20 protein-coding genes are annotated in these 23,233 nt (G+C 65.9%); 13 read left to right on the forward strand and 7 right to left on the reverse strand.

The features are described 5' to 3' along the window. Positions 1-77: 77 nt before the first annotated feature. Together I9018_RS12285 and I9018_RS12290 are read right to left on the reverse strand one after the other, a co-directional pair. A complete protein-coding gene (locus tag I9018_RS12285; protein WP_241109601.1) occupies positions 78-1,850 on the reverse strand; it encodes an acyl-CoA dehydrogenase C-terminal domain-containing protein in 1,773 nt (590 codons plus the stop codon). A 112-nt stretch (positions 1,851-1,962) separates the two neighbouring features. Beyond that, positions 1,963-3,585, reverse strand: a complete 1,623-nt coding sequence (locus I9018_RS12290; protein WP_022643578.1) for an acyl-CoA synthetase — start codon at positions 3,583-3,585, stop codon at positions 1,963-1,965. A 176-nt stretch (positions 3,586-3,761) separates the two neighbouring features. On the opposite strand from I9018_RS12290, the gene I9018_RS12295 reads away from it, so the two are divergent. Both I9018_RS12295 and I9018_RS12300 read left to right on the forward strand, forming a co-directional pair. After that, on the forward strand, positions 3,762-5,651 hold the full coding sequence (locus I9018_RS12295) for a PAS domain S-box protein (protein ID WP_241110134.1): 1,890 nt from the start codon (positions 3,762-3,764) through the stop codon (positions 5,649-5,651). Then, a complete protein-coding gene (locus I9018_RS12300; RefSeq protein ID WP_068584399.1) occupies positions 5,648-6,283 on the forward strand; it encodes a response regulator transcription factor in 636 nt (211 codons plus the stop codon). The genes I9018_RS12295 and I9018_RS12300 overlap by 4 nt, the downstream gene beginning before the upstream one ends. A gap of 9 nt (positions 6,284-6,292) precedes the next feature. Here I9018_RS12300 and I9018_RS12305 read toward each other — a convergent pair whose 3' ends face one another. After that, complete coding sequence (locus tag I9018_RS12305; protein WP_241110135.1) at positions 6,293-6,889, reverse strand: TetR/AcrR family transcriptional regulator; 597 nt, start codon at positions 6,887-6,889, stop codon at positions 6,293-6,295. Then, the gene (locus tag I9018_RS12310; protein ID WP_241109602.1) at positions 6,882-7,733 is read right to left on the reverse strand and encodes a 3-hydroxybutyryl-CoA dehydrogenase; all 852 of its coding nucleotides are present in this window, start codon (positions 7,731-7,733) and stop codon (positions 6,882-6,884) included. Before I9018_RS12310 ends, I9018_RS12305 begins: the two co-directional genes overlap by 8 nt. Positions 7,734-7,903: 170 nt before the next feature. On the opposite strand from I9018_RS12310, the gene I9018_RS12315 reads away from it, so the two are divergent. Next, on the forward strand, positions 7,904-8,917 hold the full coding sequence (locus I9018_RS12315; protein WP_241109603.1) for an AraC family transcriptional regulator: 1,014 nt from the start codon (positions 7,904-7,906) through the stop codon (positions 8,915-8,917). Between the two features lie 134 nt (positions 8,918-9,051). Here the strand turns inward: I9018_RS12315 and I9018_RS12320 are convergent, their stop codons facing one another. After that, complete coding sequence (locus tag I9018_RS12320) at positions 9,052-10,932, reverse strand: sigma-54-dependent Fis family transcriptional regulator (protein ID WP_241109604.1); 1,881 nt, start codon at positions 10,930-10,932, stop codon at positions 9,052-9,054. Positions 10,933-11,288: 356 nt separating this feature from the next. On the opposite strand from I9018_RS12320, the gene I9018_RS12325 reads away from it, so the two are divergent. From I9018_RS12325 to I9018_RS12350, 6 genes are all read left to right on the forward strand, one after another. Next, positions 11,289-12,365 (forward strand): NAD(+)/NADH kinase, encoded by a 1,077-nt coding sequence (locus tag I9018_RS12325; RefSeq protein WP_022643585.1) that lies wholly within the window; start codon positions 11,289-11,291, stop codon positions 12,363-12,365. Between the two features lie 2 nt (positions 12,366-12,367). Continuing rightward, entirely contained in the window at positions 12,368-13,345 is a 978-nt protein-coding gene (locus I9018_RS12330; RefSeq protein ID WP_022643586.1) for a thiamine pyrophosphate-dependent dehydrogenase E1 component subunit alpha, read from the forward strand. Positions 13,346-13,463: 118 nt separating this feature from the next. Further along, on the forward strand, positions 13,464-14,480 hold the full coding sequence (locus I9018_RS12335; protein ID WP_022643587.1) for an alpha-ketoacid dehydrogenase subunit beta: 1,017 nt from the start codon (positions 13,464-13,466) through the stop codon (positions 14,478-14,480). Next, positions 14,477-15,589 (forward strand): acetoin dehydrogenase dihydrolipoyllysine-residue acetyltransferase subunit, encoded by a 1,113-nt coding sequence (locus I9018_RS12340; protein WP_241109605.1) that lies wholly within the window; start codon positions 14,477-14,479, stop codon positions 15,587-15,589. Before I9018_RS12335 ends, I9018_RS12340 begins: the two co-directional genes overlap by 4 nt. Positions 15,590-15,677: 88 nt before the next feature. Further along, complete coding sequence (locus I9018_RS12345; RefSeq protein WP_225926582.1) at positions 15,678-16,742, forward strand: 2,3-butanediol dehydrogenase; 1,065 nt, start codon at positions 15,678-15,680, stop codon at positions 16,740-16,742. Positions 16,743-16,896: 154 nt separating this feature from the next. Next, the gene (locus I9018_RS12350) at positions 16,897-17,619 is read left to right on the forward strand and encodes a hypothetical protein (protein WP_241110136.1); all 723 of its coding nucleotides are present in this window, start codon (positions 16,897-16,899) and stop codon (positions 17,617-17,619) included. Between the two features lie 217 nt (positions 17,620-17,836). On the opposite strand, the gene I9018_RS12355 is transcribed toward I9018_RS12350, so the two are convergent. Together I9018_RS12355 and I9018_RS12360 are read right to left on the reverse strand one after the other, a co-directional pair. Continuing rightward, positions 17,837-18,265 (reverse strand): type II toxin-antitoxin system HicB family antitoxin, encoded by a 429-nt coding sequence (locus I9018_RS12355; protein WP_241109606.1) that lies wholly within the window; start codon positions 18,263-18,265, stop codon positions 17,837-17,839. Between the two features lie 201 nt (positions 18,266-18,466). Then, complete coding sequence (locus I9018_RS12360; RefSeq protein ID WP_241109607.1) at positions 18,467-19,132, reverse strand: TetR family transcriptional regulator; 666 nt, start codon at positions 19,130-19,132, stop codon at positions 18,467-18,469. 102 nt (positions 19,133-19,234) lie between these two features. Here I9018_RS12360 and I9018_RS12365 point away from each other — a divergent pair, with 102 nt between their 5' ends. The 4 genes from I9018_RS12365 to I9018_RS12380 all read left to right on the forward strand — a co-directional run bounded on the left by I9018_RS12365 (position 19,235) and on the right by I9018_RS12380 (position 22,679). Beyond that, positions 19,235-19,891, forward strand: a complete 657-nt coding sequence (locus I9018_RS12365; RefSeq protein ID WP_241109608.1) for a class I SAM-dependent methyltransferase — start codon at positions 19,235-19,237, stop codon at positions 19,889-19,891. A 187-nt stretch (positions 19,892-20,078) separates the two neighbouring features. Beyond that, positions 20,079-20,633, forward strand: coding sequence for a hypothetical protein (locus I9018_RS12370; RefSeq protein ID WP_241109609.1), 555 nt, complete (start codon positions 20,079-20,081; stop codon positions 20,631-20,633). Between the two features lie 113 nt (positions 20,634-20,746). Continuing rightward, positions 20,747-21,196 carry a GNAT family acetyltransferase gene (locus I9018_RS12375; protein ID WP_241109610.1) on the forward strand — a complete coding sequence of 150 codons (450 nt, stop codon included), beginning with the start codon at positions 20,747-20,749 and terminating at the stop codon, positions 21,194-21,196. A 586-nt stretch (positions 21,197-21,782) separates the two neighbouring features. After that, positions 21,783-22,679 (forward strand): hypothetical protein, encoded by an 897-nt coding sequence (locus I9018_RS12380; protein ID WP_241109611.1) that lies wholly within the window; start codon positions 21,783-21,785, stop codon positions 22,677-22,679. Positions 22,680-23,233 lie beyond the last annotated feature (554 nt).

The following is a 23,233-nucleotide window of genomic DNA, read 5'->3' on the forward strand; positions in this document are numbered from 1 at the left end:
GTATGCCGGGGCGCCCGGGGTTTTGCACCTGCTTGTGCAAGGGGCCGGGCAGGGCGCCGCACGCCCGGCCCGGTGCTTCAGAACTGCTCGTCGGCGAGGCTGAACAGCGGCGAGCTACCGGCACGGATGCTCTGTTCCAGGCCAAGGATGCGCGGCAGCAGGCGGCTGAAATAGAAGTCCGCGGTGCCCAGCTTGGCGCCGTAGAAGCGTTCGTCCTCGGCGCGCTTGTGCCCGGCCACCTGGGCCATGCGCGCCCACAGGTAGGCGTAGGCCACATAGCCGAACAACTGCAGGTACTCGACGCAGGCGCTGCCCACGGCGTTGGGGTTCTGCACGGCCTGTTCGCACAGCCAGTCGCTGAGTTCTTCCAGGCGCTGCACGGCATCGAGCAGCTGCGCCGAATAGGCCGCGCCGGGCAGGTAGGCGTAGTCGCGGATCTCGCCGGTGAACAGGCGCAGGGCCACGCCGCCGTTGGCCACCACCTTGCGCCCCAGGAGGTCCAGGGCCTGGATGCCGTTGGTGCCTTCGTAGATCTGCGCGATGCGCACGTCGCGCACCAGCTGCTCCTGGCCCCACTCACGGATGTAGCCGTGGCCGCCAAACACCTGCTGGCCCAGCACGCAGCTGTCCAGGCCGTTGTCGGTGAAGAATGCCTTGGCCACCGGGGTCAGCAGCGCCACCAGGGCTTGGGCGTTGTGCCGCTCATGGGGCTGGTCGGCGAACTTGGCCAGGTCCAGCTGCTGGCCGACGTAGCTGGCGAAGGCCCGGCCGCCCTCGGTCATGGCCTTCATCGACAGCAGCATGCGCCGCACGTCCGGGTGGTTGATGATCGGGTCGGCGACCTTGTCCTTGGCCACCGGGCCGGACGGGGCGCGGCTCTGCAGGCGCTCGCGAGCGTAGGTCCGGGCGTTCTGGTAGGAGTTCTCGGCGCAGCCGATGCCCTGGATGCCGATGGACAGGCGCTCGTAGTTCATCATGGTGAACATCGCCGCCAGGCCCTTGTTGGCCTCGCCCACCAGGTAGCCGCTGGCGCCGTCGAAGTTCAGCACGCAGGTGGCCGAGCCCTTGATCCCCATCTTGTGCTCGATGGAACCGCAGCTCACGGCGTTGGCCTGGCCCAGGTTGCCGTTGGCGTCGACGTGGATCTTGGGCACCAGGAACAGCGAGATGCCCTTGGGCCCGGCCGGGGCATCCGGCAGCTTGGCCAGCACCAGGTGGATGATGTTCTCGGTCAGGTCCTGCTCGCCGCCGGTGATGAACATCTTGCTGCCGCTGATGCGGTAGCTGCCGTCGGCCTGGGGTTCGGCGCGGGTGCGGATGATCCCCAGGTCAGTGCCGGCGTGGGCCTCGGTCAGGCACATGGAGCCGGCCCAGCGGCCTTCGTACATCGCCGGCAGGTAGCGCGCCTTGAGTTCCTCGCTGGCGTGGGCGTCGATGGCCAGGCAGGCGCCGGAGCTCAGGGTCGAGTACAGGGCGAAGCTGGAGTTGGCGCCGTAGAGCATCTCCTCGAACTGCACCGCGAGCATCTTCGGCATGCCCATGCCGCCATAGGCCGGGTTGCCGCCCAGGCCGACCCAGCCGCCCTGGATATAGGTCGCGTAGGCCTCCTTGAAGCCTGCGGGGGTGCGCACCTGGCCGGCGTCCCAGGTGGCGCCTTCTTCGTCGCCGCTGCGGTTGAGCGGGGCCACCAGGGTGGCAGTGACCTTGGCGGCTTCCTCGAGGATCGCATCGGCGGTGTCGCCGTCCACGATGTCCGCCAGGGCCGGCAGCCGGGCCCAGAGCTTGGGGGCGTTGAACACTTCATGCAGGACAAAGCGCATGTCGCGCAGGGGAGCGTTGAATTCGGGCATTGCAGGAAACCTCGTGCAAGGGTGGAGGTTGCACGGCCGTGGCCGCGTGATTCAAAAGGGGCGGGCCCCGCGAACATGCCGGGGCAGCATGCGCGGGGATCTTGGGTTCAGGCTAGAGGTTTTTCGCCATGTCGCGCAGGACGAACTTCTGGATCTTGCCGGTGGAGGTCTTGGGCAACTGGCTGAAGACCACGGTGCGCGGCACCTTGAACCCCGCCAGGTGCTCGCGGCAGAAGGCGATGATCTGCGCTTCGCGCACGTCCTGGTGGTCGGCCTTGAGGGTGATGAAGGCGCAGGGCGTCTCGCCCCATTTTTCGTCGGGCCGGGCCACCACCGCCGCTTCCAGTACCGCCGGATGGCGATAGAGCACGCCTTCGAGTTCGATGGTGGAGATGTTCTCGCCTCCGGAAATGATGATGTCCTTGAGCCGGTCGCGAATCTCCACGTAGCCGTCCGGATGGGTCACGCCCAGGTCGCCGGTGTGGAACCAGCCGCCTTCGAAGGCTTCGGCGGTGGCGGTGGGGTTCTTCAGGTAGCCCTTCATCACCGTGTTGCCGCGCATGAAGATCTCGCCGATGGTCTGGCCGTCCCGGGGCGTGGGTTCCAGGGTCTTCGGGTCGGCCACCATCACCCCTTCCAGGGTCGGGTAGCGCACGCCCTGGCGCGCCTTGATCTGCGCCCGCTCTTCCAGGGGCAACGGGTCCCAGGCAGCGTGCCAGGCACACAGGGTCACCGGGCCATAGACCTCGGTCAGGCCGTAGACGTGGGTGACCTGGATGCCCATCTCTTCCACGGCGCCGATCACCTTGGCCGGTGGCGCGGCCCCGGCCACCATGGCCTTGACCGGGTGGTCGATGGCCGCCTTGGCCGATTCCGGCATGTTCACCAGGGCATTGAGCACGATGGGCGCGCCGCACAGGTGGCTGACCTGGTGCTCGCGGATCAGGTTGAGGATCTTCTGCGGGTCGACCCGGCGCAGGAATACGTGGACCCCGGCCAGGGCGGTGACGGTCCAGGGGTAGCACCAGCCGTTGCAGTGGAACATCGGCAGGGTCCACAGGTACACCGGGTGGTTGCCCATGGCCCAGGTCATCTGGTTGCCCAGGGCGTTGAGGTAGGCGCCGCGGTGGTGATAGACCACGCCCTTGGGATTGCCGGTGGTGCCGGAGGTGTAGTTCAGGGCGATGGCCTGCCACTCGTCATCCGGCCACTGCCAGGCGAACTCCGGGTCGCCCTCGGCGAGGAACGCCTCGTAGTCCAGGTCGCTGACCGGCTGGCCCTCGCCGTACTCCGGGTCGTCGAGGTCGATCACCAGCGGCGGGTGGTCGAGCATGGCCACGGCGGCCTGGATCACTGCATGGAACTCGCGGTCGGCGATCAGCACCTTGGCCTCGCCGTGGGCCAGCATGAAGGCGATGGCCTCGGCGTCCAGGCGCACGTTGAGGGCGTTGAGCACGGCGCCGATCATCGGCACGCCGAAATGCGCCTCGAGCATCGCCGGGATGTTGGGCAGCATCACTGCCACCGTGTCGTTCTTGCCGATCCCGCGGCCGGCCAGGGCCGAGGCCAGGCGCCGGCAGCGGCTGTAGGTCTGGGCCCAGGTGCGACGGATCGAACCATGGACCACCGCCGGGTAGTCCGGATAGACCGCGGCGGTACGCTCGATGAAGCTCAGGGGCGAAAGGGCGATGTGGTTGACGGCAGACGGCGCAAGGCCTTGCTCGTAGATGGACATGGTTCGGGCACCCGGTGGCTGATTGTTAGCTCTATTGACCGAGGCGCTCGTTGGCGCCTCGGTGACTTATCCGGAGGCTTTTATATACTGTTTGCAGATTGATATGGAAGTAATACCTGAGTTGTATAGTATTAATACTATATTGATCGCCGATGATCCCTAAAGGTCCAACGATGATGCAAAGCTCCGCTCACTTGAGCCATTGGCTGCGCCTGCAGCGCGAAGGCCGCCTGCCAGATTCGCCCTGGCTGGGCCATGACCCGCAGCCCAGTGCGCTGCTGGATGCCGACGCCCGGGCGCTGGACCTGAACCCGGCGCTGCGCCAGTGGCTGGAGGGCGCGACAGGGGATGGGCTGGCGGCCTGGCTGCCGGTCAACCACCCGGCCCTGGTGCGGGCCTGCCTCGACCAGCAACGGCCGATCGAGGACGTCGAGGCCCAGTGCGGCGAGCGGATCCTGCTCTGGACCTTCATCCCCGACCCGTATCGCCAGCGGGTCCTGGCCCGGTGCCGCGAGGCCACCACCCAGGTGCAGGCCGAGCGCGAGTCGGCCAGGGCTCGGCGGCTGTATCGGCTGATCACCGAGAACACCACCGACCTGATTTCCCGGCACACCCCCGATGGCTGCTTCCTCGACGCCTCGCCTGCGTCCTGGACCCTGCTCGGCTACTGGCCCGAGGAGCTGCGCGGCATGCCCGCCCGCAGCCTGTTGCACCGCCGCGGGCTGGCCGGGCTGATGCAGCGCACCGGGGATGCCCTGGAGCAGGACGGCTACCACACCATGACCTATCGCATCCGCCATCGCGACGGCCACTACCTGTGGTTCGAGACCGCCTGCCGGGCGATCCGCGAGACCTACACCGGGGCGGTGGTGGAGGTGGTGGCGGTATCCCGGGACATCACCGCCCGGGTCCAGGCCGAGGAGAACAAGCGGCGCCTGGCCGAGGTGGTGGAGGCCAACCCCGATCCGGTGCTGTTCGTCCAGCCGGGCGGCAGTGTCACTTACCTCAACCCGGCCGCCCGGCGCGCCCTGGGCCTGGAGCCCGCGCAGGCGATGCCCGAGCTGGTGGCGATCCTCAGTCCGGCGGTGCTGCAAAGCCTGCAGCGAGAGGGCTGGGAATGCGCCGAGCGCACCGGGCGCTGGAGCATCGAGACTCGCTTGCAGCCGCCCTCGGGCGGTGAGTCGGTGGCGGTGTCGCTGATGCTCCTGGCGCACCGGGCGGCCAGCGGCGAGCGCTTCTATTCCCTGGTGGCCCATGACCAGAGCGAGCGCGAATTGCGCGAAGCCCAGCAACGTCATCACCAGGACGAGCTGGCCCATACCGCGCGTTTGGTGACCCTGGGCGAGCTGGCCTCGGGCATCGCCCACGAGATCAACCAGCCGCTGGCGGCGGTGGTCAACTACGCCAACGCCAGCCAGCGCTATTTACAGGCGCTGGACACCCAGCCCCAGGCTGCGCAGAAGGTGGCCCAGGGCCTGGAGCGCATCGCCGAGCAGGCGACCCACGCCGCCGAGGTGATCAAGCGCCTGCGGGCGTTCCTGCGCAAGGGCGGGCGGCGGCTCCAGGCCCTGGACAGCGCCGAGGTGGCCCGCGAAACCGTGCGCCTGTGCGCCTGGGAAGCCCAGGCGTGCCAGGTGGTGATCGAGCTGCGCCTGGCGGATAATCTGCCGCCGGTCTACGCCGACCGGGTGCTGCTGGAACAGGTGCTGCTCAACCTCTTGCGCAACGCCATCGAGGCCAATCGCGAGGTCCATGCGCAACAGGCCTCGCAGATCGTGCTCCAGGCCATGGCCGGCGCCGAGGGTGGGGTCTGCATCAGCGTCAGCGACCAGGGCCCCGGGGTTTCTACCCAGCAGCTGGCGCAGTTGTTCACCCCGTTCTACACCAGCAAGGCCAATGGCCTGGGGCTGGGGCTGTCCATGAGCCGCAGCATCGTCGAGGGTTTCGGTGGCGACTTGCAGGCCCGGCCCCAGGCCCGGGGCCTGCGCATGGACTGCCATCTGCCGGCCACGGCCCCGCTTGAGACCGATCCATCCATTTCCCCGAATACAGGAGCAACGCCATGACGAGTGCGACGCAGCAGTTGGTGTACGTGGTCGACGATGACCCGGCCATGCTCGACTCCACGGTCTGGCTGCTGGAGTCGGTGGGCCTGGCGGCCGTGCCCTTCACCAGTGGCCGCGAGTTCCTCGAGCATTGCGACCCGAGCCGCAACGCCTGTGTGCTGCTGGATGTGCGCATGCCCGGCATGGGCGGGTTGAATGTCCAGGAAGAGCTACGCCAGCGGGAAATCGACCTGCCGCTGATCTTCGTCAGTGGCCATGCCGATGTGCCCATCGTGGTCCGCGCGTTCAAGGCCGGGGCGGCGGACTTCATCGAGAAGCCCTACAACGAGCAACTGCTGCTCGATAGCGTGCAGCAGGCGTTGAACCGTGCCGGCAGCCGCCAGCGCCAGGGCGCCGGGCAGGCCCGGGTGCTGGAGCGCCTGGAGAGCCTGACGCCACGGGAAAAGGATGTGCTGCTGCCGCTGGTGCAGGGCTACACCAATCGCGAGATCGCCGAGCAGTTGGGGGTCAGCATCAAGACCATCGACCTGTACCGCTCGCGGGTGATGAAGCGCATGCAGGCCGAGCATCTGCCGGAACTGGTGGGCATGGCCATCGCCGCCGGCCTGGTGGACCCGCTGCAATTGCGCTGAGGCCTGGCCTCAGGCTACGGCGCTGTGGCTTGGGCCTGTGCCCACCAGGCGTTCGATGGCGCCGCTGAGCAGGTTCTCCAGCAAGGCTTCGCGCTCGCGCTCGCCCAGGGGTTGTTCCTGGAACCAGCTGGGGGCGGTATTGAGCAGGTTGGCCACCGCATGGGCGGTGGCCCGGCGCGCGGCTTCCCCTTGCCCGACCGGCGTGCCCAGCAATTGCAGCAATTGCTGTTCGTAGCCTGCGCGCAATTGCTCGACGCGCAACTGCTGGTCGGGGTTCAGGCAGCCGCTGTCGCGCTCCACCAGGCGAAAGTGCCGGGGCAGTTCCCGGTGCAGTTTCAGGTGGGCGCGGATCAGCGCCACCAGGCAGCCGTCCTGGAGCTTGCGCCGCTGCAGGCGCTTGAGGGTGCCTTGCAGCTCATCGAAGAACTCCTCGATCAGGTCCAGCAACAGGTGCTGCTTGCTCGGGTAATGGTGATACAGCGAACCCGGCGTCAGCCCCAGGTGGCTGGCCAGCTCGCGCATGCCGACCTGGCCGAAGCCCTTGCTGGCGAACAGCTCCAGGGCCTTGTCGCGGCTTTGCGCGAAGCGCGAGCAGCGTTCAGCCATAGGCATGGAAGCCACGCCCGGTCTTGCGGCCCAGGTAGCCGGCGGCAACCATTTCCTTGAGCAGCGGGGCGGGGCGGTACTTGCTGTCGTTGAAGCCGTCGTAGAAGGCTTCGAGGATCGCCAGCAGTGTATCCAGGCCGATCAGGTCGGCCAGGGCCAGCGGGCCGATCGGCTGGTTGCAGCCCAGGCGCATGCCGGCGTCGATGTCCTCGGCGCTGGCCAGGCCTTCCTGGAACACCAGGATCGCCTCGTTGATCATCGGCACCAGGATGCGGTTGACCACGAAGCCCGGGCGGTTGCCGGCGGTGATCGCGGTCTTGCCCAGGCGCTGGGCCATGTCGAGGGCCAGGGCGTGGGTCGCATCGCTGGTCTGCAGGCCGCGGATCACCTCGATCAGGCCCATCACCGGCACCGGGTTGAAGAAGTGCAGGCCGATGAAGCGCTCCGGGGCGCTGACGCTGGCCGCCAGCTGGGTGATGGACAGCGACGAGGTGTTGGAGGCGATCACGCACTCGGGGCCGACCTGGGCGGCGATCTGCTGCAGTACCTTGAGCTTGAGTTCGAGGTTCTCGGTGGCGGCCTCGATCACCAGCTGGACATCCTTGAGCGTGGCGTAGTCGGTGCTGATGCGGATGCGTTCCAGGGTCGCGAGCTTCTGCCCATCGCTCAACTCGCCCTTGGTCACCTGCCGGTCGAGGTTCTTGCCGATGGTGGCCAGGGCCTTTTCCAGGGCGGGCTGGGCGATGTCCAGCAGGGTCACGGCAAAGCCCGCCTGGGCGCAGACCTGGGCGATACCGTTGCCCATGGTGCCGGCGCCGATCACACCGATGTTCGCAAGATTCATCTTCAGCTCTTCCTTTGTTCGTTGCCTTCGCGGAGCATGGCGGCCATGCCTTGCACGGCCCATTGTCGAGCGCGAGTCTAGGGCCCCGCACAGGGGCGGACTATGCCGAAAGCGGTCAACCGTGCTGGCGTTTTTTGCCACAGCGTCCGTTCCGGGGGGACAGCCTTCACATGCGCGAAACCGATTCGGTCGCCGCCTATTACCTGCAGGTCATGACCCATGCCCTGCACCAGCGTCCGGCGCGCCTGGCGGCGGTGCTGGCCGAGGCCGGGATCGACCCTGCGCTGTTGCAGCAGCCTCGGGCGCGGGTCTCCGGCAGCGCCTTTGCGGCGCTGTGGCTGATCCAGATCCGCGAGCTGCAGGACGAATTTTTCCAGCTCGATTCCCATGGCCTGCCGCCCGGGGCCTTCGCCCTGATCTGCCGGGGGTTGATCCAGGAGCCGAACCTGGAGAAGGCCCTGCGCCAGTGCCTGAACAACTTCAGCCTGTTTTTGCGGGACGTTGGCGGCACTCTCAGTGTGCGTGGCAAGCGCGCGGTGATCAGCCTCGACAGCCGCTGCCAGGAGCCGGGGCGCGGCCACTATGGCGAGGAAACCCTGCTGGTGCTGATCATCAGCCTGTTGTGCTGGTTGGGCGGACGGCGGATTCCCATCGATCGCGCGGAGTTTCGCCATGCCCGCCTCAGCCTCGACGACGACGCGCTGCTGTGGGGCAGCAACCTGACCTGGAACGCCGGGCGCACCGAGATCGAATTCGCCAGCCGCTTGCTGCGCCTGCCGGTGGTCCAGGACCTGGCCTCGCTCAAGGTATTCCTGCGCAGCGCCCCGCAATGGCTGGTGATTCGTTTTCGCAACCAGCACGGCCTGACCACCCAGGTGCACCAGCGCCTGCGAAGCAGCCACTACAGCCAGTGGCCGACCCTGGAAGCCTTCGCCCAGGAGGTGCAGATGAGCCCCAGCACCCTGCGTCGGCGCCTGGAGCGCGAGGGGGGCTCCTACCAGGAGATCAAGGACGAGGTCCGCCGGAACGTCGCGGTGGACCTGTTGCGCCGCTCGGCGGCCAGCATCGGCGAGATCGCCGAATTGACCGGCTTCCAGGAGCCCAGCGCCTTCCACCGCGCTTTCAAGAAATGGACCGGCGAAAGCCCCGGGCGCTACCGCGCCCGTTTCAACCCAACCCTGTAGCCGCTGCCGCAGGCTGCGAAGGGCTGCGTAGCAGACGCGCGATCTTGAAGCCCAAGCAGGTCCGACGGGAGATCGCCAAGCAAGGCCCTGCGGGCCTTTGCGCAGCTTCGCGGGCTCAGCAGCGGCTACAGGGGTTATCCATTTGGGGCAGGGGAGCTTCTGCCGGGCATCTGGATGCCGTGTTGCTGCACCCGGCGATACAGGGTCGCGCGGGAGATGCCCAGGGCCTTGGCCGCCGCCAGGGGTTTCCAGCGGTGGCGCACCAGAGCGTCGAGCAGGGCCTGGCGCTCGGGGCTGGTATTGGTTTGTGGGGCGGGCAGGGGACCAGGGGTGGTGGCGTCGCGCAGTGGCTCGGGCAGGTCCTGTAGCTGGATCACCGGCCCTTCGCATACCGCGCAGGCATAGCGCAGTACGTGGCGCAGCTGGCGCACGTTGCCCGGCCAGCGATAGCCCAGCAGGCACTCCAGGGCGGCGTCGCCCAGTTGCAGGGGCGTGCCGCAACGCTGGGACTCTTCTTCAACGATCTTGGTGATCAACGCCAGGCGGTCGCTGCGCTCGCGCAAGGGCGGTAGCTGGAAGCGCGCGCCGCCCAGGCGGAAATACAGGTCCTCGCGAAAGCTGCCATCGGCCACCAGCGCTTCCAGGTCGCGGTGGGTGGCGCAGATCACCTGGATGTCCACCGCCTGGCGCCGCGCGGCGCCCAGCGGCGCCACCTCGCCCTCGGCCAGTACCCGCAGCAGGCGGGTCTGCAAGGCCAGGGGCATGTCGCCGATCTCATCCAGGAACAGGGTGCCGCCGTCGGCCTGTTGCAGCAGGCCCTGCATGCCCTTGCTGGAGGCTCCGGTGAAGGCCCCGGCGACATAACCGAACAGTTCGCTCTCGATCAGGTTTTCCGGAATCGCCGCGCAGTTCAGCGCCACGAACGGCCGCTCGCGACGCTGGCTGGCCTGGTGCAACTGGCGGGCGAAGACTTCCTTGCCACTGCCGGTCTCGCCCTGGACCAGCACCGGCAGGTGGCGATCCTTGACCCGCACCGCCAGGCGCAGGCTCTGCTCCACCCTGGGGTCCAGCGCCTGCCCGGCCAGTTGCAGCCGTGGCCGGCTGGCCGGCCTGCGCGGCGCTTGCAGGCGACCGTGCAGCTCGCCATCCAGGGGCCACAGCGCCTGGTCCCTGGCGCGCTGCAGCAACTGGGTGTCGAACACCTGGGCGATGTGCCGGGGCAGCTGGCCGTGGCGGCGCAGCAGGTAGGCCCGGGCGGCGGGGTTCAGCGCTTGCAGGCAACCGTCGTCGTCCCAGGCCAGCAGGAAGTCCGGCTGGCTGTCGACATAACCCGGGCTGGCGTGGGCCCGCAGGACCCAGTAGCCCTGGGCGCTGCTCATGAAGAACGCCTGCTCGATCGCCCGCGCGCTCTGTACCACCAACTGGCGGATCAGGTGCTGGGAACGGCGATCGTCCGGCGAGCGCACCGCCGAGACGTCCAGCACCCCCAGCAGCCCCCCCTGGGGGTCGAATACCGGGGCCGCGGAGCAGGTCAGGCCGATGAAGGCAGCGCGAAAGTGATCGCGCTTGTGCACCGTCACCGCGGCGCCGCTGGTGAGCACCGCGGCCACGCCGCAGGTGCCTTCCTCGCCCTCCGACCAGCAGGTGCCCAGGTACAGGCCGGCCTTGCGGCAATCGTTGCGGATGGCGGACTCGACCCGGTAGTCGATGGTGCGGCCCTGGGCGTCGGTGAGCAGCACGCAGTAGTCGGCATCGCGCACCTGGCCATGCAGGCGCGCCACTTCTTCGCTGGCGATGCGCAGGAACAGCTCCGAGCGCTCGCGGCACTGCTTGAGCAGGTCTTCGGAGAGGATGCGTGGCCCCTGCAGCGAGGCGGGGTCCAGGTGGTGCTGCTCCATGGAGCGGCGCCAGGAGTCGAGGATCAGGTTCGGCACCGGCGCCTGGGGCAGGTGCGCGGCGCTCTTCAAGACCCGGCTGACGCAGTCGACATGGGCGCGGGAATGGGCGGAAAGCATGACAGGCCTCCGGTTGCAGCTTCTTATCGTTGTGGGCGCATTAAGCGCCGATCCGCTTCTTCGGACAAGCACCGGCTGGCCCGGCGGCGAGGTTGAGACGCAACGTCTCAAGGTCTCGCCTCTGCCCCGTGCAACCTGACATGCAACGTCTCACCGGCACCGCCGGGCAAGGCGCCGAGGCCTGCGTGCCAGGCGCTCTGCGGCGGGCTTTTGCGCAAGGTTTTCGACAACTGGCACCGGCCTTGCTCTGGCTCTTGGCAACCCGCCGCAGGTTTCCCGCGGCGGCGGGCCCATCCAAGAACAAGAACGAGGTATGCCATGCACTGTCCTGGCCGTGAACTGCCTGTGGTGACCTTATGAGCCGCCGCCCGTTGAGTGTCGGCATCATCGCCAACCCGGCCTCGGGCCGCGATGTGCGCCGCCTGACCGCCAATGCCGGGCTGTTTTCCAGTACCGACAAGGTCTGGGTGATCCAGCGCCTGCTGGCGGCCTTCGGCGCCACGGGTATCGAGCGGGTGCTGATGCCCACCGACATGACCGGCATGGCCGCCGCGGTGCAGAAGAACAGCCGCAGCCGCCAGGCCCGCGAGCAGCACTGGCCGGAGCTGGAGTTCCTCGACCTGACCCTGCGCCAGAGCGTCGAGGACACCCGCCAGGCTGCACGGTGGATGGCCGAGCGCGAGGTGGCGCTGATCGCCGTGCTCGGTGGCGACGGCACCCACAAGGCGGTAGCCGCCGAGGTCGGCGATATCCCGCTGCTGACCCTGTCCACCGGCACCAACAACGCTTTTCCGGAACTGCGCGAAGCCACCAGCGCCGGCCTGGCCGGCGGGCTCTACGCCAGTGGCCGGGTGAGTGGCGAGATCGCCCTGCGGCGCAACAAGCGGCTGCTGGTGCGCGAGCCGGCCCGCGGCCTGTGCGAAGTGGCCCTGGTGGACGTGGCGGTGTCGCCCCTGGCCTTCATCGGGGCCCGGGCCATCAGCCGCGCCAGCGACCTGGCCGAGGTTTTCGTGACCTTCGCCGAGCCGCAGTCCATCGGTATTTCCGCGCTCTGCGGGTTGTGGCTGCCGGTGACCCGGCAACAGCCCCACGGCGCCTGGATGCGCCTGGCACCAGGCTCGCCCGAGGCGCTGCTGGTGCCCCTGGCCCCGGGGCTGTTGCAAGGCTGCGGGGTACTGGAGGCCGGCTACCTGCAACCCGGCCAGCCCCAGCCCCTGTGCCTGGGCGCCGGCACCCTGGCCCTGGATGGCGAGCGCGAGATCGAGTTCAACCCCGGTGACCGGCCCACGGTCACCCTGGATGCCGGCGGCCCGCTGAGCATCGACGTCAACGCGGTCCTGGAACACGCAGCGCGCCAGCGCCTGCTGGCCATCGACCGCAGTCACCGGCAACACCCCATGAACCTTCAGCCTGAAGACACCCCTGGAGAATAAAAATGTCGACACCCCTGAACGCTGACCAGCTGCTGCACGCCTACCGGGTGATGCGCACCATCCGCGCTTTCGAAGAGCGCCTGCATGTGGAGTTCGCCACGGGCGAGATCCCCGGTTTCGTCCACCTCTACGCCGGCGAGGAAGCCTCGGCCGCCGGGGTCATGGCCCACCTGCGCGATGACGATTGCATCGCCTCCAACCACCGCGGCCACGGTCATTGCATCGCCAAGGGCGTGGACGTCTACGGGATGATGGCCGAGATCTACGGCAAGAAGACCGGGGTCTGCCAGGGCAAGGGCGGCTCCATGCACATCGCCGATTTCGAGAAGGGCATGCTCGGTGCCAACGGCATCGTCGGTGCCGGGGCGCCGCTGGTGGTGGGCGCGGCCCTGGCGGCCCGGCTGCAAGGCAGCGACGGCGTGTCGGTGGTGTTCTTCGGCGACGGCGGCTCCAACGAGGGCGCGGTGTTCGAGGCCATGAACATGGCCTCGGTGTGGAACCTGCCGTGCCTGTTCATCGCCGAGAACAACGGCTATGCCGAGGCCACCGCTTCGAACTGGTCGGTGGCTTGCGACCATATCGCCGACCGCGCCGCGGGTTTCGGCATGCCCGGGGTGACGGTGGACGGCTTCGACTTCTTCGCCGTGCATGAAGCCGCCGGCGCCGCCGTGGAACGGGCCCGGGCCGGGGAGGGACCGTCGCTGATCGAGGTCAAGCTGACCCGCTACTACGGCCACTTCGAGGGCGATGCCCAGACCTACCGCGCCCCGGACGAGGTCAAGCATTACCGGGAGCACAACGACTGCCTGATGCAGTTTCGCCAGCGCACCACTCGCTCGGGCCTGGTACAGGCCAGCCAGCTGGACGGCATCGATGCCCAGGTGCAAGCGCTGATCGAAGACGCGGTGCGCAAGGCCAAGAGCGATCCCAAGCCGAGCCCGGCGGACCTGCTCAGCGACGTGTACGTCGCCTATCCCTAAGAACCTGCTCACGATCTGCTGCGCTTAGCTCATGCGGCGTTAAAAATGGCTGAGCGTCGCTCGCTAGATCGTGAACAGGTTCTAAAGCCATCTCCAAGAACAACAAGAGACCATCATCATGGCGAGAAAAATCAGTTACCAGCAAGCCATCAACGAAGCCCTGGCCCAGGAAATGCGCCGCGACCCCAGCGTGTTCATCATGGGCGAAGATGTGGCCGGCGGTGCCGGCGCCCCCGGTGACAACGATGCCTGGGGCGGCGTGCTGGGCGTCACCAAGGGCCTCTACCACCAGTTCCCTGGGCGGGTGCTGGATACCCCGTTGTCGGAAATCGGTTACGTCGGCGCCGCCGTGGGCGCGGCCACCCGGGGCGTGCGCCCGGTGTGCGAGCTGATGTTCGTCGACTTCGCCGGCTGCTGCCTGGACCAGATCCTCAACCAGGCGGCCAAGTTTCGCTACATGTTCGGCGGCAAGGCCCAGACCCCGCTGGTGATCCGCACCATGGTCGGCGCCGGCCTGCGCGCCGCGGCCCAGCATTCGCAGATGCTCACCTCGCTATGGACCCATATCCCCGGGTTGAAGGTGGTCTGCCCCTCGTCGCCCTACGACGCCAAGGGCTTGCTGATCCAGGCCATCCGCGACAACGACCCGGTGATCTTCTGCGAGCACAAGCTGCTCTACAGCCTGCAAGGCGAGGTGCCGGAGGAGTCCTATGCGATTCCCTTCGGCGAGGCCAACTTCCTGCGCGACGGCAAGGACGTGACCCTGGTGTCCTACGGGCGCACGGTGAACACCGCGCTGGACGCGGCCCGCAACCTGGCCGGGCGTGGCATCGATTGCGAGGTCATCGACCTGCGCACCACCAGCCCGCTGGACGAGGACAGCATCCTGGAAAGCGTGGAGAAGACCGGGCGCCTGGTGGTGATCGACGAAGCCAACCCGCGTTGCTCCATGGCCACCGACATCTCGGCGCTGGTGGCGCAAAAAGCCTTCGCCGCCCTCAAGGCGCCGATCGAGATGGTCACCGCGCCCCATACCCCGGTGCCGTTCTCCGACGCCCTGGAAGATCTGTACATCCCCGACGCGGCGAAGATCGAGCAGGCCGTGCTGAACCTGATCGAGTGGAGCCGCCGATGAGCCAGATCCATACCCTGACCATGCCCAAGTGGGGCCTGTCGATGACCGAGGGCCGGGTCGATGCCTGGCTCAAGGAAGAAGGCCAGAGCATCAGCAAGGGCGATGAAGTGCTGGACGTGGAGACCGACAAGATCTCCAGCAGTGTCGAGGCGCCGTTCTCCGGCATCCTGCGCCGCCAGGTGGCGCGCCAGGACCAGACCCTGGCGGTGGGCGCGCTGCTGGGCATCGTGGTGGAGGGCGAGGCCAGCGACACCGAGATCGACGCGGTGATCGAGCGTTTCCAGGCTAGCTTCGTGCCGGGTGACAGCGCCGCCGAAGACAGCGGCCCGGCGCCGCAGAAGATCGAGCTCGATGGCCGCCTGCTGCGCTATTTCGAGCGCGGGGAAGGCGGTACGCCGCTGGTGCTGGTGCACGGTTTCGGCGGCGACCTCAACAACTGGCTGTTCAACCATGAAGCCCTGGCCGCCGGGCGCCGGGTGATCGCCCTGGACCTGCCGGGCCACGGTGAGTCGGCCAAGGCCTTGCAGCGGGGTGACCTGGGCGAGCTGAGCGAAGTGCTGCTGGCGCTGCTGGATCACCTGGACATTGCCCAGGCGCACCTGGTGGGGCATTCCATGGGCGGTGCGGTGTGCCTCGACACCGCGCGCCTGGCGCCGCACCGAGTGCGCTCCCTGACGTTGATCGGCAGTGCCGGCCTGGGCCATGAGATCAATGGCGACTACCTGCAAGGCTTCGTCGAGGCGGGCAATCGCAATGCGCTCAAACCGCAGTTGGTGCAGCTGTTCTCCAACCCCGAGCTGGTGAACCGGCAGATGCTCGACGACATGCTCAAGTACAAGCGCCTGGAAGGGGTGCAGCAGGCCCTCGGGCAGCTGGCCGGCACGCTGTTTACCGACGGTCGCCAGCAGGCCGACCTGCGTTCGGTGGTGCAGGGCGGTGAGCAGCCGGTGCTGGTGATCTGGGGCAGCGACGACCGGATCATCCCGGTGAGCCACAGCGCCGATCTCAAGGCGCAGGTCGAGGTGCTGCCGGGGCAGGGGCACATGGCGCAGATGGAAAGCGCGGAACAGGTCAATCGCCTGATCCTCGACTTCATCCAGCAGCACTGAGGTTCGCTGCGCCGGCCAGGGGGCCGTCGCAGCTCTACGACAATCAGGAGAAGCCACGATGAGCGTTTCCCTCAAGCCTGTTGCCAGCATGCGCGCCGCGGTCTGGCACGGCCGCCACGATATCCGTGTCGAAGACGTGCCCCTGCCCGAGGCGCCGCCTGCCGGCTGGGTGCAGATCCGCGTCGACTGGTGCGGCATTTGCGGTTCCGACCTGCATGAATATGTGGCAGGTCCGGTGTTCATTCCGGTGCAGGCACCGCACCCGCTGACCGGGATCAAGGGCCAGTGCATCCTCGGCCACGAGTTCTGTGGCGAGATCGTCGCCCTCGGCGCCGGGGTCCAGGGCTTCAGTGTTGGCCAGCCCGTGGCGGCGGACGCCTGCCAGCACTGCGGTACCTGTTATTACTGCACCCACGGGCTGTACAACATCTGCGAGAACCTGGCCTTCACCGGGCTGATGAACAACGGCGCCTTCGCCGAACTGGTGAACGTGCCGGCCAACCTGTTGTACGCCTTGCCGGCCAACTTTCCCGCCGAGGCCGGGGCGTTGATCGAGCCGCTGGCGGTGGGTATGCACGCGGTGAAGAAGGCCGGCAGCCTGCTGGGGCAGAACGTGGTGGTGGTCGGCGCCGGCACCATCGGCCTGTGCACCATCATGTGCGCCAAGGCCGCCGGCGCGGCCCAGGTGATTGCCCTGGAAATGTCCGGGGCGCGCAAGGCCAAGGCCCTGGAGGTGGGCGCCAGCCTGGTGCTCGATCCCAAGGAGTGCGATGCCCTGGCCGAGGTCAAGCGCCTGACCGGTGGCCTGGGGGCCGATGTCAGCTTCGAGTGCATCGGCAACAAGCACACCGCCAAGCTGGCCATCGACCTGGTGCGCAAGGCTGGCAAGTGCGTGCTGGTGGGCATTTTCGAGGAGCCCAGCGAGTTCAACTTCTTCGAACTGGTGGCCACCGAGAAGCAGGTGCTCGGAGCCCTGGCCTACAACGGTGAGTTCGCCGATGTGATCGCCTTCATCGCCGATGGCCGCCTGGATATCACGCCGCTGGTGACCGGGCGCATCCAGCTGGAGGACATCGTCGGCCAGGGCTTCGAGGAACTGGTCAACAACAAGGAGCACAACGTCAAGATCATCGTTTCACCCAGTCGGCTCTAGCGCCCGACAGCGGGCGATTTGGCGATGGCCGGCCACGGCCATCGCACTTTTTTACAGTTTTGCGTTCTATGAGCAGGCCTGGCTGCGCCGATCCCCGCTGCAGCCCGTGAATTTTGACCCGGTGCCGATGGCCTACGCTCCCTCTTCTTGCATGATGCAAACCCCGTTTCCCACCTTGCTATTGGCAGGCCTGCTGATGTTGGGCGCCACTGGCTGCACCCAGCAGCAGGGGCGTGATATCGCCAACCAGTTTCGCAATGGCAAGGCCGACGAGTTCTTCCAGACCAGCGTCGATCGCATGGCCACCATCGGCATGCGCGACAACCTCCAGAGCCTGTACCTGCTGATGGGCAAGCTCTACCTGCGCAACCCCAGCCAGTGGCGCAAGTCCGGGTACCCCGATGGCACCACGGCGCAGCGGGCGATCCGCGATGCCATCGAACAGCGCCAGCCGCTGCCGGCCCTGGGCGATCGCCGGGACCTGGCAGCCTTGAGCTACTCCCTGAGCCCGGAGTTCCAGGGCGACCGGGTCGGCGCCTTCATCTACGCCATCGGCAGCATGCTGGTGACCGCCCATGGCGGGCGCACCGAGTTCTACATGACCGACACCCTGGACCCGCAATTCATCAGCAACGCCGCGCGCAATATCGAAAAAGCCACCTGGATGCTGGGCCAGCGCCAGGATGCCAGCGGGGTATTGCTGCTGTTCTCCAACGAGATCTCGGAGGAGGGCAGCAACCTGAGTTTCGCCGTGGAGTTCGGCAAGATCGTCGCGCGCCTGGACCTGCTGACGCAGATCCTCGACGAGCGCTATCGGCGGGTGGGGCTCAACTATGCGCAGAGCCTGTTGCTGATGAACTTCCTGCCGGTGCAGTAGCGCCGTGGATATCGCCCTGGCGGCCCGTGCCGGGACGTGCGCAGCCTGCGGCAGTGGCTCCACGAGGCGGGTTGATTGGCGGTGTGTAGCCGCTGCCAAGCGCAGCGCGCCTGCGTACGGGCGCGTAGCGGCCGCAAAATCAGAGGGCGCGGTGCGCCAGGGACTGCGCGGAGGCAGGTTTTGTGGGCCGTGCGCAGCCTCGCCAGCTCGACAGCGGCTACACGGCGGCTTTTACCACCGCCAGCTCGATCCGCCATCCCAGCATTCGCAATGCTTGTTCCACCTTCTCGATCTTCGAGCGGTGCAGCAGGTTCACCAGCCGGTCCACCTGGGGCCGGTTCACTCCCAGGCGCCTGGCCAGTTCCGCCTTGCTCACCCGCTGGTGGAGCATGGCGTTCCACAGCGCCACCTTGGCCACGCTCAGTGCGGGCAGGCGCACCAGCAGTTGTCCCGGTGTAGTGGGCGAGGGCAGGGGAATGGTCATGCGCTGCATGACATACAACGACAACGCCATTTCCAGGGTCACAACCGCATCGGCCAGCGCTTGTTCCAGCGTCTCGCCGACGCAGGCCATTCCTGGCACATCGATACAACTGACCCGAGTACTGCCATCTTCCAGGTGCAAGGTCACAGGATATGCGTACATGGCTGCTCATCCTTCTATAGGGCCGGACTTCATTCCTTAAAGAAGCAATTGCAAGGGCAGGTTTACCCACCCCATCGCACTATAAAAACGATGCCAAGCGCCGTACAACGAACCCTGGCCGGGCAATGTTTAAACATTTATGTCCAAGGCTCTAGGTCGAAGGCTCCGAGGCTGTGGCATGCAAACAACAGCCTAAAAAACTCAGCTGTCGACAGGGGCGTGCACGGTCGCCGCCCCGGGTTGGGCGAGTGTCAGGACATAGGCGCTGAACATGTCCGCCAGGCCGTCGGCGCGCTCGGTCATGGCGTTCTTCGTGTGGGGCTTGCCGGAGAAATCCTTGCCCACCGAACTCAGCGTGGAAAGGATCAGCTCGCAGGCCGCGGCGCGGGTCGCCTCGCTGGCATCGGGCAGCAGCTGGAGCATGAAGCCGGTGAAAATCTGTCGTCCCGCCGCACGGGCGGCGCCCGCTTCGGGGGCGTCGCGATACAGCGGCGCGGCCTCGTTCAAGGTACTGCGCAACGGCGCCTCCTCGCACTCCGAGCGGATGAAGGCATGCACCAGGCTGCGCAGGCGCGCCAGGGGCGGTTGTGCCGGGTCGTCGAGGATCCGGCTCAGCATCTGCCGGGTTTGCAGCCACTCATCGCTTTGCAGGCGGAACAGGATCGCCGCCTTGTTGGGAAAATACTGGTACAGCGAACCAATGCTCACCCCGGCCTTTTCCGCGACCCGCGCGGTGGTGAAGCGCTTGGCGCCCTGTTGGGTCAAAACCTGAATGGCGGCCTGCAGAATCGCTGCTACCAGCTCGGTGGAGCGCGCCTGTTGCGGCTGTTTGCGTGAGGAAATACGGGGGTTCTGGCGCTTGTTCATGGACAGTTCGGACGTGCCTGGAAATGCGAATAGCGGATGGGCCGAATCGCTCCCATCATGGTCGTGACTCAACATCTTAGCCCCATCCGATGGAAGACCAGCATGACGACCCTCACCAGCGAGCCCTTGGCGGGCTTGATCGAACGCCTCTACACCCTGGCCGATGCCGCCACCAGCCCGGCCCTCGATGACGTGCCCCGGGAAGAACGCGAACGGCTGATGCACAGCAAGACCGACTACCTGAAGCTCTACGGGCTGCTCAAGGACCTGTGGCTGCCGGTCTCGCGGGATACCGGCAAGTTGCTGTACCTGCTGGCGCGCAATGCCAAGGTCAGGCACATCGTCGAATTCGGCACCTCGTTCGGCCTGTCCACCCTGCACCTGGCGGCTGCCCTGCGCGACAACGGCGGCGGCCTATTGATCGGCAGCGAATTCGAAGCCTCGAAGGTCGCCATGGCCCGCGAGCACATGCTCGAGGCCGGCGTCGGCGACCTGGTGCAGATTCGCCAGGGCGACGCGCTGGTGACCTTGGCCGGCGACCTTCCGGAGGGCATCGACCTGCTCCTGCTCGATGGCGCCAAGGCGCTGTATGGGGAGGTCCTGGGGCTGGTGGAACCGCACCTGAAACCTGGCGCGCTGGTGGTGGCGGACAACACCGACTATTGCCCCGAGTACCTGGCGCACGTCCGGGCGCCGCAGAACGGCTACTTGTCGGTGCCGTTCGCCGATGATATCGAGTTGAGCATGCGCCTGGGTTGATTCACCGCGTTCCAGGGGCCACCGGTGGGCGGTGGCCCCTGCCAGGTATGCGGCCAGCGCCAACAATCATCGGCCTTCATGGACGCCGGGCGCTCGCCCACTGCACAATTGCGCCGCTTTGTGCATCAACCATCATCCTCTCGTCGTAGGTTGCCCAGCGACGAGTCCGCCAGGGAAGCCCCGATTCATGACCGTCTCCGAACTGCTTGTCGCCATTCGCAAGCCCTATGTTGAAACGCTGGCCCGCCAGATTGCACAAGGGGCCGCCTACGTCGAGCCCGCCTACCGCAACAGCGACGGCTCACTGGGCACCGAAGGGGTCATTGCCATGCCGTGCCGGGTCGACATGATCGCGCAGGAGGGTGCTGCGGCCGGGGAACCTGTCCAGGTCGATGCCGAGTCCGAATTGGCCTTCGAGCCCGTAGGTTTTGCGATCGGGCAGATGGCGGTGCGCATCTCGCCCTTTGGCTGGGACTGGCTGGCGCTGGAGGTCCGTGGCCTGGACCAGGAAGCGCTTGTGCAGGTCATGGGCCCCTGGTTTCTCGAGTGGTTCGATGTGGAAGATGAAAACCCGCCGACCGAAGACGGGCTGCAAGGGGTGGTGCACTTTATCTCCGATCCTGAGCCGACGGCCGAAGGCTTCCAGTTGAAGATCGACCTGGGGTCTACTCCGGCGCCGGCAGTGGAGGATCTTCTTTTTGCGTTGGCCGATGGCGGGGCCAGTGGGGTTGTGCTGGGGTAGCAGCCGGTTTGGGTGGTGACGCCAATCGAATCGCCGACGGGCGCTGCCAGCCGTCGTGGACAAGCGCCTCGGCTGGGCGATAGTGTCGCTGTTTTCGACTCGAGGACGGCTTGATGGATGACATTGTCGACTACTCCGACCCGCACCATCGCCTGGGCGTCATTGCGTTATGGGAGACGGTTTTCGGTTACGAAACCGCGCACAACACCCCGAGTCTGGCCATCGACAGGAAACGCGCCGTGGCCGACGGGCTGTTCTTTGTCGCGGTGCAGGGGGCGGCGGTGATAGGTACGGTGTTGGCGGGGTATGACGGTCATCGAGGCTGGTTGTACTCGGTGGCGGTGCATCCTGCGCATCGCCGGAAAGGCCTGGGCGTGAAGCTGGTGCAGCATGCCGAGCGTGCCTTGACCGCGCGTGGCTGTATGAAGATCAATCTGCAAATCGTCAGCAGCAATGAAAGCGTCAAGGCCTTCTACGAAGCCCTGGGTTATTCGACCGAGCCGCGCATCAGCATGGGCAAGAAGATTGATGTGAATATCGTGACGCCTGGCGAGCGGTCTTGAAGGGTGTTTTTGTGGCCGTTATCTAGCCCGCAAGGGGCTGCGCGCTTGAGTGGGGCATGTAGCCGCTGTCGAGCGCAGCAAGGCTGCGCACGAGGGCGTAGTCCTCGCTAAACCTGCTTACGCGATTTTGCGTACATATCCGTTGCTGCGGGTGTGGCCACTGGCGGTTCCGCTCTTACAGCGGGTCACTTTTGAAAATCCGGAATGCCGGCCCAGCCCAAAGTAACCAAAACGCTTCTGCCCCCTCACTCGGTGCCTCGCATAGCGAGGCATGCCCTCTCCCCGGTATTGCTCCGTGGGCCGCCGCCACCGGCCATCCATGGCCGGGGGCGGCTAACCCGGCGTCCTGCCGGGTTGCCCACGGCTCAATACCTGCGTTCGGCCATCGTGTTTAAAGGGGCGGGTGGATCAAGATCAAAAGCCAAAGCCAAAGCCAAAGCCGAATCGGGAGTTGGTTGGTCACAAGGAGGTAATCGGCGGTAGTTACTGTTGTGAACGGTGGCTTCTCTAAAAGAGTTGCACAGTTATCGACGGGAGCCGCGCTGAGCGTTCCTGGCGTTTAAAGGGCCAGTGTCAAGGAGGAGTTATGTCGCCGTCCTGGTGGTGGTGGGCATTTTGGCTGTTTACGCCATTGATACAGGCGGATGCCGCTTCTGGTATCTCATTCACTCCCCAGCAATGCTCTACGTTTCAATGGTCGAATTTGCCTGGCGTAAGTGAACGCGCCGCTGTGATAGTGCCTGTCACTATGGAAGGCAGGACGTACTATTTTCAACTGGATACAGGCTCGTATTTGACCTATTTGAAGGGAGATCTTGCTCAGCAAAATGGCTGGCTAAACGACTCTGATCATTCAGTATCGCTACCGCAGATGACATTTGCTGGAGCGGTGCTGCCACCAGGCAAAGCCGCCAACTTACCTAGTCAAAAATCGCGTAGGGGAACCTTGGGGTTGAGCAGCCTGATGGGTAGACGGCTGGTAATAGACTATCCCTTGCAGCGTGTCTGCCTGATTGAACCTGGACAATGGAACCCTGAAAACGATCAGTATTTTGAGTGGATCCCAGCAGCATTGGTAAAAGGCGGCCTGTCGATACCGGTGACATTGGGAGATGAAACGCTGTCGAGTGTGTTGGTTGATAGTGGTTCCAGCATGTTCTCGCTTCTGATCAGGTCGCCGGAGTGGAAGAAATACACAGGTATCGAAGATGAAGCGGGCGCGCCATTGAAGGTTGTTGGCGGTGCCTGGGGACACAAGATCGAGGTGCTTGGTGCCGCAGCTGAGGTCTCGCTCAAGTTTGGAAGCATTACGATTCAAAAGCCTGATGTTTACACCGTTCGCCCGCTTGCTGAAGAAGCACGAACATTTGGTGCCGGTGTTTTTCAAGGCGTACTGGGTAATGCGTTGTTCTGGGATAGGGTTGTTGTGATGAAGTTGGACGGTCCGGACTTTGCTCTGGGCGTTAGTAAGCTTGGTAAGTAATGAGGCTCCAGGGTGAGCCTTCAGAGTCCTTGGCCGATATATCGTCATCTGCTGTTTCAGGCTTTTCACCTGACCTCATGCGGTTTTGTGCACCTGTCCATGGTTGGGGTTCCGATCTTGGGCAGGCTGAGAAGCCTGTAGCCGCTGTCGAGCGCAGCGAGGCTGCCTACGAGGACGCAGTCCTCGCCAAACCTGCTCATGCTTTTCTCCTGGCTTTATGCGGTTCTGTGTACATATCCGTTGCAGCGGGTGCGGCCACTATCGGTTCCGCTCTTACAGCGGGTCACTTTGGAAAGAGCCCAAAGTAACCAAAGGCTCTTTGCCCCCTCACTCGGTGCCTCGCCTAGGCTCGGCATGCCCTCTCTCCGGTATTGCTCCGTGGGCCGCCGCAATGGGCCATCCATGGCCCAGCGCGGCTAACCCGGCGTCCTGCCGGGTTACCCACGGCTCAATACCTGCGTTCGGCCATCGTGTCTAAAGGGGCGGGTGGATCAAGATCAAAAGCCAAAGCCAAAGCCAAAGCCAAAGCCAAAGCCAAAGCCAAGGCCAAGGCC

This window comes from Pseudomonas sp. MPFS (assembly GCF_022537035.1).
GTDB lineage: Bacteria > Pseudomonadota > Gammaproteobacteria > Pseudomonadales > Pseudomonadaceae > Aquipseudomonas > Aquipseudomonas sessilinigenes.

Bases quoted from the DNA above. Each gene is read 5' to 3' on its own strand.
- I9018_RS12285 (WP_241109601.1), bottom strand. From the start codon at position 1,850: ATGCCCGAATTCAACGCTCCCCTGCGCGACATGCGCTTTGTCCTGCAT.
- I9018_RS12290 (WP_022643578.1), bottom strand. From the start codon at position 3,585: ATGTCCATCTACGAGCAAGGCCTTGCGCCGTCTGCCGTCAACCACATC.
- I9018_RS12295 (WP_241110134.1), top strand. From the start codon at position 3,762: ATGCAAAGCTCCGCTCACTTGAGCCATTGGCTGCGCCTGCAGCGCGAA.
- I9018_RS12300 (WP_068584399.1), top strand. From the start codon at position 5,648: ATGACGAGTGCGACGCAGCAGTTGGTGTACGTGGTCGACGATGACCCG.
- I9018_RS12305 (WP_241110135.1), bottom strand. From the start codon at position 6,889: ATGGCTGAACGCTGCTCGCGCTTCGCGCAAAGCCGCGACAAGGCCCTG.
- I9018_RS12310 (WP_241109602.1), bottom strand. From the start codon at position 7,733: ATGAATCTTGCGAACATCGGTGTGATCGGCGCCGGCACCATGGGCAAC.
- I9018_RS12315 (WP_241109603.1), top strand. From the start codon at position 7,904: ATGCGCGAAACCGATTCGGTCGCCGCCTATTACCTGCAGGTCATGACC.
- I9018_RS12320 (WP_241109604.1), bottom strand. From the start codon at position 10,932: ATGCTTTCCGCCCATTCCCGCGCCCATGTCGACTGCGTCAGCCGGGTC.
- I9018_RS12325 (WP_022643585.1), top strand. From the start codon at position 11,289: ATGAGCCGCCGCCCGTTGAGTGTCGGCATCATCGCCAACCCGGCCTCG.
- I9018_RS12330 (WP_022643586.1), top strand. From the start codon at position 12,368: ATGTCGACACCCCTGAACGCTGACCAGCTGCTGCACGCCTACCGGGTG.
- I9018_RS12335 (WP_022643587.1), top strand. From the start codon at position 13,464: ATGGCGAGAAAAATCAGTTACCAGCAAGCCATCAACGAAGCCCTGGCC.
- I9018_RS12340 (WP_241109605.1), top strand. From the start codon at position 14,477: ATGAGCCAGATCCATACCCTGACCATGCCCAAGTGGGGCCTGTCGATG.
- I9018_RS12345 (WP_225926582.1), top strand. From the start codon at position 15,678: ATGCGCGCCGCGGTCTGGCACGGCCGCCACGATATCCGTGTCGAAGAC.
- I9018_RS12350 (WP_241110136.1), top strand. From the start codon at position 16,897: ATGCAAACCCCGTTTCCCACCTTGCTATTGGCAGGCCTGCTGATGTTG.
- I9018_RS12355 (WP_241109606.1), bottom strand. From the start codon at position 18,265: ATGTACGCATATCCTGTGACCTTGCACCTGGAAGATGGCAGTACTCGG.
- I9018_RS12360 (WP_241109607.1), bottom strand. From the start codon at position 19,132: ATGAACAAGCGCCAGAACCCCCGTATTTCCTCACGCAAACAGCCGCAA.
- I9018_RS12365 (WP_241109608.1), top strand. From the start codon at position 19,235: ATGACGACCCTCACCAGCGAGCCCTTGGCGGGCTTGATCGAACGCCTC.
- I9018_RS12370 (WP_241109609.1), top strand. From the start codon at position 20,079: ATGACCGTCTCCGAACTGCTTGTCGCCATTCGCAAGCCCTATGTTGAA.
- I9018_RS12375 (WP_241109610.1), top strand. From the start codon at position 20,747: ATGGATGACATTGTCGACTACTCCGACCCGCACCATCGCCTGGGCGTC.
- I9018_RS12380 (WP_241109611.1), top strand. From the start codon at position 21,783: ATGTCGCCGTCCTGGTGGTGGTGGGCATTTTGGCTGTTTACGCCATTG.